This window comes from Streptomyces sp. NPDC048182, assembly GCF_043202555.1.
In the GTDB taxonomy this organism is placed as follows: Bacteria; Actinomycetota; Actinomycetes; order Streptomycetales; family Streptomycetaceae; genus Streptomyces.
Genome location: NZ_JBIDAQ010000008.1, coordinates 162,057 through 171,553 on the forward strand (window position 1 = coordinate 162,057; position 9,497 = coordinate 171,553).

Genomic DNA, 9,497 nt, shown 5'->3' on the forward strand with positions numbered 1-9,497 from the left:
ATGGCACCGACGGGCAGCGGCCGGGGACAGCTCTGGGCCGTCAGCGACCTGCACATCGGCTACGCGGAGAACCGCGCGCTGGTCGAGAAGATGATCCCCGAGTCCGACGACGACTGGCTCCTGGTGGCCGGCGACGTCGCCGAGACCGTGGCGGACGTCCGCTGGGCCCTGGCCACCCTGGCCGGCCGCTTCGCCCGCGTCCTGTGGACCCCGGGCAACCACGAGCTGTGGACCCACCCCAAGGACACCGTCACGCTGCGCGGCGCCGCCCGCTACGCGCACCTGGTCGCGATGTGCCGGGAGCTGGGCGTCACCACGCCCGAGGACCCCTACCCCGTCTGGGAGGGCGCCGGCGGCCCGGCGGTCGTCGCACCGCTGTTCCTGCTCTACGACTACTCCTTCCTGCCGCCCGGCTGCGCCACCCAGGAGGAGGGCCTGGCCTACGCCCACCGCACCGGCGTGGTCTGCAACGACGAGTACCTGCTGCACCCCGACCCGCACCCCAGCCGCGAGGCGTGGTGCCGCGAGCGGGTGGCGGCGACGGAGGCCCGCCTCGCGGAACTGCCCGAGGATCTGCCCACCGTCCTGGTCAACCACTATCCGCTGGACCGGCACCCCACCGAGGTGCTGTGGTACCCCGAGTTCGCCATGTGGTGCGGCACCCGGCTGACCGCCGACTGGCACCGCAGGTTCCGCGTCGACACCATGGTCTACGGACACCTCCACATCCCGCGGACCACCTGGCACGAGGGCGTCCGCTTCGAGGAGGTGTCGGTGGGCTACCCGCGCGAGTGGCGGAAGCGCACCGAGCCGCCGGGGCGGCTGCGCCGCATCCTGCCGAGGAAGGACCCCGACCGGTGATCGAGGAGCTGCTGCCGGAGTGCGTGGTGACCGTGGAGGCCCACGGGCAGGACGAGACCGGCCACACCCCGCTGTTCCCCGAGGAGGAGGCGGCGGTGGCCCGCGCGGTCGCCAAGCGCCGCCGCGAGTTCACCGTCGTACGGTCCTGCGCGCGGCGCGCCATGGCGAAGCTCGGCGTGCCCCCGCAGGCCGTGCTGCCCGGCGAACGCGGCGCGCCCGTCTGGCCGGACGGCCTGGCCGGCAGCATGACCCACTGCGACGGCTACTGCGCCGCCGCCCTGGTCCGCGCCGCCGACCTCGCCTCGCTCGGCATCGACGCCGAACCCGACGGCCCGCTGCCCGAGGGCGTCCTCGCCGCGGTGGCGCTGCCCGCCGAGGCGGAGCGGCTGGCCCGGCTGGCCGCGGACCACCCCGGCGTGCACTGGGACCGGCTGCTGTTCAGCGCCAAGGAGTCGGTCTACAAGGCGTGGTTCCCGCTGACCGGGCGGTGGCTGGACTTCTCGGAGGCCGACATCCGCATCGCGGTGGACCCCGCCGACCCCCGCCGGGGCACGCTGCTCGCCACCCTCCTCGTGCCCGGGCCCCTGGTGGGCGGCCGTCCCGTCACCGCCTTCGCGGGCCGCTGGAACGCCCGGCGGGGCCTGGTGGCCTCCGCGGTCACGGTCCCGCACGGCTGACCCGCGGGGCGGCCGCACGGATCAGGGCCGCGGGCACCAGCCGCCGACCAGCCGCAGGAAGCCCTCCTCGTTCCCCGCCAGGCCCGCCGCCGCCAGCGCCTCGTCGGCCTCGGCCAGCACGGACGGGGGAACGGCCAGGGGGCCGCACGGGGCCCCGGCGGCGCCACCCGCGCGGTCGAGGCCCGCCCGGACGGTGTGCAGCAGGCGCAGATACGCCTGCACGGCGGTGCGTTCACGGTCGGTCGGGACAGCGGTGGTCGTCATCGGTCGGCTCCCCGTGGCGGCGTCGGCGGCAGCGGGCCCCCCGCACCGCGGCGGCCCGACACCAGCTTGCCGCCCGCCACTGACAACGGGGCCTGACGACCCGTCGCGGGCGGGTGGTCAGCTCTCGGGCCGCTTGACGCTCTCCAGGAGCATGTCCAGCCACTCGGCGACCTTGTCCCGGTGCTGGTCGGTGGGGAGCTGGGCGGCCCGCCAGGCGATCCCGCGCACCCCGTGGTCGAGGAGCAGCCGCTCCAGCGGGTCCTCCGGACCGGCCGCCGCCCGCTCCCGGTCGGCCAGTTGCTGGAGCAGCTCCTGCTCGGTGTGGCGCAGCGCGCCGGCCAGCGCCTCGGGGTCCTCGGCGGTCAGGAAGCCGGCGTGCACCCGGAAGAAGCGCTGGATGGCGTCGCAGTGCTCCATGGTGGGCCGCCGGTCGCCGTTGATGAGGGCGCCCGCCTGCTGCCGGGACATCCCGGCCCCGTCGGCGATCTCCTGCTGGGTGTGGCGGCGGCCGTTGGGCTTCAGGCGGGTGCGGCGCAGCAGGTCGAGGCGTTGCAGGAACCGGGCCTGCACGTCGGGTTCGCCCGCCGGGCGGCCCCGCAGCAGGCTCGCCGCCACGGCCTCGGGCACGCCGCAGGCGGCGGAGAGCCGGCCCACGTCGAAGACCGCCGCGTGCGGCACGCCGAGCCGGTCCGCGAGCGCGGTGACGCGGGCGACGACGGCGGGCAGCGTGGCCGCCGGCTGGGCATCCTGACCCTCGAAGCCACCGCTCACCGACAGGTCTCCTACATCTCTCACAGCCTCACCGGCTTCTCACAAGCAGGCTTCTCACACTTCTCACACGCGGTTGCCATGAACTCCCGGGAGATTAGCGCCCTGCTCGAACTCACATCCAGGTCTCGCCACAACTGTGGCCTATTTCAGCCGTCAACAGGCAGGAAATGCCACGATAGTTGACACCTCATGCGTCGGGGCCCCAGGATCGGGAAGCCGCGAGAAGGCCGCAGAGGCAAGAGGGGTGACCTCCCGATGGCATTTCAGGCAGGAGGGCGGCGGCCGGCACCGCGGCCCGCTCCCGCGACCCCCGAGACCCTGGCCTACCTGCAGGACTACGCCGCACTGATGGAGGCCGTCCCCCACCCGTCCGTCCTCGTCGACCACCGCTGGGACGTGGTCCTCGCCAACGGCGCCTTCCGGACACTCTTCCGGGGCGCGGGACCGCATCCGACGGCCATGCCGGACGACAACTTCCTCCGGTTCGTCCTCTTCCACCCCGACGCCCCGGCCGTCCTCGCCGAGCACGAGGCGAGCTGGTGCCTGCCGATGCTGGCGCACTTCGCCGCCGCCCTGGAGCGGCACGGCCACGACCACGCCCTGCAGACCGTCCGCCGCGACATCGCGCAGGACCCGCTGATGGAGGCCGCCTACCGCCAGGGCCTGCCGCACTGGGTCCGGGCCGTCGGCCGCGCGGCGGTCGAACACGACGGCGCCGTCCGGCCGTTGCACGACCCCGATCCGCGCCGGAACGCCACCGAGTGCCGCGTCGTGGTCGAGACCCCGGGCTCGCTCGCGGAACTGGAGTACCGTCGGCTCACCCTGGTCCTGCGGGAGACCCGTCGGCCGAGGCGGGCCGGATCGCACCTGAGGGTCGTGCCCGCGGCGGACTGACCGCAAATGATTTGCAGCCCTTGCGCTACTCTTGCGCCCATGACGCGACGACTTGCTGAGGTGGCGAAGAAGGTCGGGGTCAGCGAGGCCACGGTCAGCCGGGTGCTGAACAACAAACCCGGCGTGTCCGAGGCCACCCGGCAGTCGGTGCTCTCCGCCCTCGACGTCCTCGGCTACGAGCGGCCCACCCAGCTGCGCGGCGAGCGCGCCCGGCTGGTCGGCCTGGTCCTGCCGGAGCTGCAGAACCCGATCTTCCCGGCGTTCGCCGAGGTCATCGGCGGGTCGCTGGCCCAGCTCGGCCTCACCCCGGTGCTCTGCACGCAGACCAAGGGCGGGGTCTCGGAGGCCGAGTACGTGGATCTGCTGCTCCAGCAGCAGGTCTCCGGCGTGGTCTTCGCGGGCGGGCTCTACGCCCAGGCGGACGCCCCGCACGAGCACTACGAGCGCCTCGCCGAGCGCAACATCCCCGTGGTGCTGGTCAACGCCGCCATAGCCCACCTGGGCTTCCCCGGGGTCTCCTGCGACGACGCGGTGGCCGTCGAACAGGCCTGGCGGCACCTGGCCTCACTCGGGCACGAGCGGATCGGCCTGGTCCTCGGTCCCGGCGACCACATGCCCTCGCAGCGCAAGCTGGCCGCCGCGCGGAGCTTCGCCGAGGTGCCCGAGGAGCACGTGGCCCGCGCCATGTTCTCCATCGAGGGCGGCCACGCCGCCGCCTCCCGCCTCATCGACCGCGGCGTCACCGGCTTCATCTGCGCCAGCGACCCCCTCGCCCTCGGCGTGGTGCGGGCCGCCCGGCGCAAGGGCCTGGACGTGCCGTCCCGGATCTCCGTCGTCGGCTACGACGACTCGGCGCTGATGAACTGCACCGAGCCGCCGCTCACCACCGTCCGGCAGCCCATCGAGGCCATGGGCCGGGCCGTCGTGGAGCTGCTGAACGCGCAGATCAACGGCAGCTCCGTGGCCGCCGAGGAGCTGCTGTTCGAGCCGGAGCTGGTGGTGCGGGGCTCGACGGCGCAGGCGCCGCGCTCCTGAGCCCCGCCGGGTCGGCTGTCGGGGAATTGCCGACCTCGCGCACGATCTTGCGCTCCGAGGCGCGGAATAAGCGCGCTGATCCGCCTGGCCGCCACCCCCGGTCGTAGCCACGACTTCACGCAGCCGCCACCGAACCCTTCCCTGACGTTTGGTGCTCCTGAAACACTCCTTTCGCGCGACTTCCGTCACCACCGGCACCCGTCCGGCCGGCCGACCCCGCACATCCCCCACGCGAGAGGCCCCACACCCATGCCCGAAGTCAACAGGCGTCGCTTCCTCCAGCTCGCGGGTGCCACCGCGGCGTTCAGCGCGCTCTCGGCGAGCATCGAGCGCGCCGCCGCCCTGCCGGCGAACCACGCCGCCGGGTCGATCGAGGACGTCGAGCACATCGTCGTCCTGATGCAGGAGAACCGTTCCTTCGACCACTACTTCGGCACCATGAAGGGTGTCCGAGGCTTCGGCGACCCGCACCCGGTCACCCTGGACTCCGGCAAGTCGGTGTTCCACCAGACCAAGAACGGCACCGAGGTGCTGCCCTTCCATCCGCAGGCCGACGACCTCGGCATGCAGTTCCTGGAAGGGCTGCCGCACGGCTGGCCGGACGGCCAGGCCGCCTTCCACAACGGCAAGTACGACGCCTGGCTGCCCAACAAGGGCACCACCACCATGGCGTACCTGACCCGTGAGGACATCCCGTTCCACTACGCGCTCGCCGACGCCTTCACGATCTGTGACGCGTACCACTGCTCCTTCATCGGCTCCACCGACCCGAACCGCTACTACCTGTGGTCCGGCCACGTCGGCAACGACGGCAAGGGCGGCGGCCCGGTGCTCGGCAACGACGAGCGCGGCTACGACTGGACGACCTACCCCGAGCGCCTCCAGCAGGCCGGCGTCTCCTGGAAGGTCTACCAGGACGTGGGCGACGGCCTCGACGCCGCCGGCTCCTGGGGCTGGATCGACGACGCCTACCGGGGCAACTACGGCGACAACTCGCTGCTGTACTTCAACAAGTACCGCAACGCGAAGCCCGGCGACCCGCTCTACGACAAGGCCCGCACAGGCACCGACGCCCGCAAGGGCGAGGGCTACTTCGACCGGCTGCGCGCCGACGTCAAGGCGGGCACGTTGCCGAAGGTCTCCTGGGTCGCCGCCCCGGAGGCGTTCTCCGAGCACGGCAACTGGCCGTCCAACTACGGCGCCTGGTACGTCTCCCAGGTCCTCGACGCGCTCACCTCCAACCCGGCGGTGTGGGCGAAGACGGCGCTGTTCATCACGTACGACGAGAACGACGGCTTCTTCGACCACGTGGTGCCGCCGCTGCCGCCGAAGTCCGCCGCCATGGGCCTGTCGACCGTCGACGTCTCCCTCGACGTCTTCAAGGGCGACGCCGGGCACGTGGAGGGCTTCTACGGGCTCGGCCCGCGGGTGCCGATGCTGGTCGTCTCCCCCTGGAGCAAGGGCGGCTTCGTCTGCTCCGAGACCTTCGACCACACCTCGGTCATCCGCTTCATCGAGCGCCGCTTCGGCGTCAAGGAACCCAACATCTCCCCCTGGCGCCGCGCCATCTGCGGCGACCTCACCGCAGCCTTCGACTTCGCCCGCCCCGACAGCCGCCCGGCCGGCCTTCCGGACACGGCCGACTACCAGCCGCCGGACCGCGTCCGCCACCCGAACTACCACCCGACGCCGCCCGCCGACCCGGCCCTGCCCCGCCAGGAGCGCGGCCAGCGCCCGGCCCGCCCGCTGCGGTACGCGCCGTACGTGGACGGGGCGGCGTCGGTGGCGGACGGCAAGTTCAAGCTGACCTTCGCCTCCGGGCCCTCCGCCGGCGCCGCCTTCCTGGTGACCTCCGGCAGCCGGACCGACGGTCCCTGGCCGTACACCACCGAGGCGGGCAAGACCATCGCCGACAGCTGGAACACCGTGTACTCGGCGGGCAACGTCGACCTCACGGTGCACGGCCCCAACGGCTTCCTGCGGGTCTTCAAGGGCCCCGGCAAGAAGGCCGGACCCGAGGTCACCGCCCGGCACAGCGGCGGCAACGTCCAGCTGACCCTCACCAACGCCGGTACCGGGACGGTCGGTCTCAAGCTGACCGGCGGCTACGGGCTGCCGGGGAAGACCTTCAGCGTCCGCCCCGGTGCCACCGTGCAGTACACCGTCGACCTCGCCGCGAGCGCGCGCTGGTACGACCTCAGCGTCACCTCCGCGGCCGACCCGGGCTTCCTGCGGCGCTTCGCCGGACACGTGGAGACCGGCCTGCCGGGGGTGAGCGACCCGGCGATCGCCACGGTGTAGCGGGATCAGCGGCGGGTCAGGTGGCGCGCCCCGCGCTGACGGGGCACCAGGCCCGCCGCTGCCGCGGTCTCCGCTGCGCCCGCGCCCTCCGGCCCCCGGGGCGTGGCCCGGCTCAGCTGGACCACGCCCCAGCCGGCCAGCGCCGCGCCGCACAGGGCGAGCAGCACCCCGCCGGCCCCGCCCCGCAGCCGCTCGCCGAGCAGGGTGACGCCGATCGCCGCGGCGGCCACCGGGTTGGCCAGGGTGACCACCGCGAGCGGGGCGCCCAGGCCGCCCCGGTAGGCGGTCTGCGACAGCAGCAGCCCGCCCGCCGCGAAGGCCGCCACCAGCACCGCCACCCCGACCACCTGGAGGCTCAGCAGCGGACCCGACCGGTCGGTGACCGCCACCGTGACGGTCTGGGTGAGGGCCGAGGCGACCCCCGAGGCGAGGCCGGAGGCCGTCGCGTGGCGCAGCCCGGGGCGCGCGCCCGGCCGGGACAACAGGCCGATCAGCGCTGCCGTCGCGCCGGAGACGGTGAGCGCCTCGGGCACGGTCAGCACGTCGTCGGGCGCCGGCCCGGACGCGGTGAGCAGCAGCGCGCCCAGGCCGAGCAGGGTCAGCCCGGTGCCGCGCCACTCCACGGCGCTCACCCGGCGCCCGGCGAGGCGCGCCCCCAGCGGCACCGCCGCGACCAGGGTGAGCGCGCCGAGCGGCTGGACCACGGTCAGCGGGCCGTACTTCAGAGCCACGACGTGCAGCAGCGCGGCGCCCGCGTTGAGCGCGACCGACCACCACCAGGCGCCGCTCGCCAGCATGCCGAGCGCGCCCCCGGCGGGGCGCCGGGCGGCCAGCCGGGACTGGGCCACCGCGGCGGCGGCGTAGGCGACGGCGGAGACGAGGGACAGCAGCACGGCCGCCAGGGCAGCGGTCACCGGGACACCCCGGCCGGCTCGTGCCGCCGCAGCGGACGCCGGTGCGGCGCGGGGCCGCCGCGGGCCACGGTGAGGGTGTGCCCGACCGGTCGCGGCGGCCGGATCACCGCGAGCGCCAGGCCGAGCAGGGCGGCGGCCACCAGCACGTCGAGCCAGTAGTGGTTCGCGGTGCCCACGACCACCAGCAGGGTGAGCAGCGGGTGCAGCAGCCACAGCCAGCGCCAGCGCGAGCGGGTCGCCACGATCAGGCCGACCGCCACCATCAGCGCCCAGCCGAAGTGCAGCGAGGGCATCGCCGCGAACTGGTTGGACAGCTCGTCGGTGCGCGGCGGCCCGTACACCGAGGGTCCGTAGACCCGGGCGGTGTCGATCAGGCCGGTCGCGGCCAGCATCCTGGGCGGGGCGAGCGGGAAGGCCAGGTGCAGCACGAGGGCGGCGGCGGTGACCGCGGCCAGGACGCGGCGGGTCCAGACGTAGTGCGCGGGGCGCCGCAGGTAGAGCCAGACCAGCAGGGCCACCGTGGCCGGGAAGTGGATCGTCGCGTAGTAGGTGTTCGCGACGTGGACCAGGGTGTCGCCGTGCAGCAGCAGGGACTGCACCGCGCCCTCGCCGGGCAGCCGCAGGGTCCGTTCGAGGTCCCACACGTGGTGCGCGTTCCGGAATGCCTCGGCGGTGTGGCCCGTGGCCAGCTGCCGGCCGAGCTTGTAGACGAGGAAGAGCCCCGCCACGAGCAGCAGCTCGCGGACGAGTGGCGGGCGCGGGCGCGCGGACGCGTCCTGCCCGGCGGGCGCAGGCTCGGTGCGGGCATTCATCCGGTCTCCATCGATACGACCTCGTTCCGATACGCCAGTGTACCGATACGATTCGGTACCGGTACACTGGCGTATCGATAGTGGGTCGAGGGTCCGGTGCGCCACACTGGACCACGCGGGGCCCCCGGCGCCCCGCCCGAGCACGAGGAGCACAGCCGATGACGTCGCAGGCCGCGGACCGACCGGACACGGTCGGCGCCTCGCGCCGCTCCAAGATCACGCCCGAGCGTGAGCAGGAGTTCTTCGACGCCGTGCTCGAACAGATCCGCCAGTGCGGCTACGACGCGGTGACCATGGAGGGCATCGCCGCCAGCACCCGGTGCAGCAAGTCCACGCTGTACCGGCAGTGGAAGACCAAGCCGCAGTTCGTGGCCGCCGCCCTGCGCTCCAGCCGTCGGGTGCGCTTCGCCGGCATCGACACCGGCTCGCTCGCCGAGGACCTGCGCCAGGCGGCGCGCATCGCGGGGGAGTGGTCCGGCAAGGACACCCTGCTCCAGGCGCTCGGCCACGCGGTCATGCAGGACCCCGAGCTGCAGCGGGCGCTGCGCGAGGCGCTGGTCGAGCCGGAGATCGCCGCGCTGCGGGAGATCCTGCGGCGCGGGGTCGCGCGCGGCGAGGTCGACGCCGCCCACCCGGCCCTGGAGTACGTGCCGGCGCAGATGTTCGGCGTGCTGCGGATGCGCCCCGTCGTGGAGGGCGCGTACGCGGACGCCGAGTACCTCGTCCGCTTCGTGGAGGCCGTCGTGCTGCCGGCGCTCGGCCTCACCTGAACCCCGGGCCGCCGTCCGCGGGATGACCGGACGGCGGCCCGGCCGCGCCGCACCGTGGGGACGGGGGCGGCGCACCCCCGGGGGGGGGGGGGGGGGGGGGGGGGGGGGGGGGGGGGGCGCCGGCGCGCCCCCCCCCCCCCCCCCCCGCCCCGCCCCCCGCGCGCCCCCGGCCCCCCCCCCCCCGCGCCCCCCGGCGGC

The 9,497-nt window shown here is 74.4% G+C and carries 10 protein-coding genes; 6 read left to right on the plus strand and 4 right to left on the minus strand.

The window, feature by feature from the left end; translation table 11 throughout:
• Both ACGFZL_RS18065 and ACGFZL_RS18070 read left to right on the plus strand, forming a co-directional pair.
• The gene (locus tag ACGFZL_RS18065) at positions 1 to 861 is read left to right on the plus strand and encodes a metallophosphoesterase (protein WP_355170446.1); all 861 of its coding nucleotides are present in this window, start codon (positions 1 to 3) and stop codon (positions 859 to 861) included.
• Complete coding sequence (locus ACGFZL_RS18070; RefSeq protein ID WP_393692765.1) at positions 858 to 1,538, plus strand: 4'-phosphopantetheinyl transferase; 681 nt, start codon at positions 858 to 860, stop codon at positions 1,536 to 1,538. The genes ACGFZL_RS18065 and ACGFZL_RS18070 overlap by 4 nt, the downstream gene beginning before the upstream one ends.
• Positions 1,539 to 1,559: 21 nt before the next feature.
• Here the strand turns inward: ACGFZL_RS18070 and ACGFZL_RS18075 are convergent, their stop codons facing one another.
• Positions 1,560 to 1,802, minus strand: a complete 243-nt coding sequence (locus ACGFZL_RS18075; RefSeq protein ID WP_355170450.1) for a hypothetical protein — start codon at positions 1,800 to 1,802, stop codon at positions 1,560 to 1,562.
• A 117-nt stretch (positions 1,803 to 1,919) separates the two neighbouring features.
• Positions 1,920 to 2,573, minus strand: a complete 654-nt coding sequence (locus ACGFZL_RS18080) for a helix-turn-helix domain-containing protein (protein WP_393692768.1) — start codon at positions 2,571 to 2,573, stop codon at positions 1,920 to 1,922.
• Between the two features lie 255 nt (positions 2,574 to 2,828).
• Between ACGFZL_RS18080 and ACGFZL_RS18085 the strand changes: the two genes are divergently transcribed.
• From ACGFZL_RS18085 to ACGFZL_RS18095, 3 genes are all read left to right on the plus strand, one after another.
• A complete protein-coding gene (locus tag ACGFZL_RS18085; protein WP_393692770.1) occupies positions 2,829 to 3,467 on the plus strand; it encodes a hypothetical protein in 639 nt (212 codons plus the stop codon).
• Between the two features lie 39 nt (positions 3,468 to 3,506).
• Positions 3,507 to 4,502 (plus strand): LacI family DNA-binding transcriptional regulator, encoded by a 996-nt coding sequence (locus tag ACGFZL_RS18090; RefSeq protein ID WP_355170456.1) that lies wholly within the window; start codon positions 3,507 to 3,509, stop codon positions 4,500 to 4,502.
• A 249-nt stretch (positions 4,503 to 4,751) separates the two neighbouring features.
• Positions 4,752 to 6,803 (plus strand): phosphocholine-specific phospholipase C, encoded by a 2,052-nt coding sequence (locus ACGFZL_RS18095; RefSeq protein WP_393692772.1) that lies wholly within the window; start codon positions 4,752 to 4,754, stop codon positions 6,801 to 6,803.
• A gap of 5 nt (positions 6,804 to 6,808) precedes the next feature.
• Here ACGFZL_RS18095 and ACGFZL_RS18100 read toward each other — a convergent pair whose 3' ends face one another.
• Together ACGFZL_RS18100 and ACGFZL_RS18105 are read right to left on the minus strand one after the other, a co-directional pair.
• Positions 6,809 to 7,717, minus strand: coding sequence for a hypothetical protein (locus ACGFZL_RS18100; RefSeq protein ID WP_393692774.1), 909 nt, complete (start codon positions 7,715 to 7,717; stop codon positions 6,809 to 6,811).
• Entirely contained in the window at positions 7,714 to 8,529 is an 816-nt protein-coding gene (locus ACGFZL_RS18105; RefSeq protein WP_393692776.1) for a phosphatase PAP2 family protein, read from the minus strand. Before ACGFZL_RS18105 ends, ACGFZL_RS18100 begins: the two co-directional genes overlap by 4 nt.
• Positions 8,530 to 8,687: 158 nt before the next feature.
• Here ACGFZL_RS18105 and ACGFZL_RS18110 point away from each other — a divergent pair, with 158 nt between their 5' ends.
• Entirely contained in the window at positions 8,688 to 9,299 is a 612-nt protein-coding gene (locus ACGFZL_RS18110) for a TetR/AcrR family transcriptional regulator (protein WP_355170464.1), read from the plus strand.
• Positions 9,300 to 9,497: the final 198 nt, after the last annotated feature.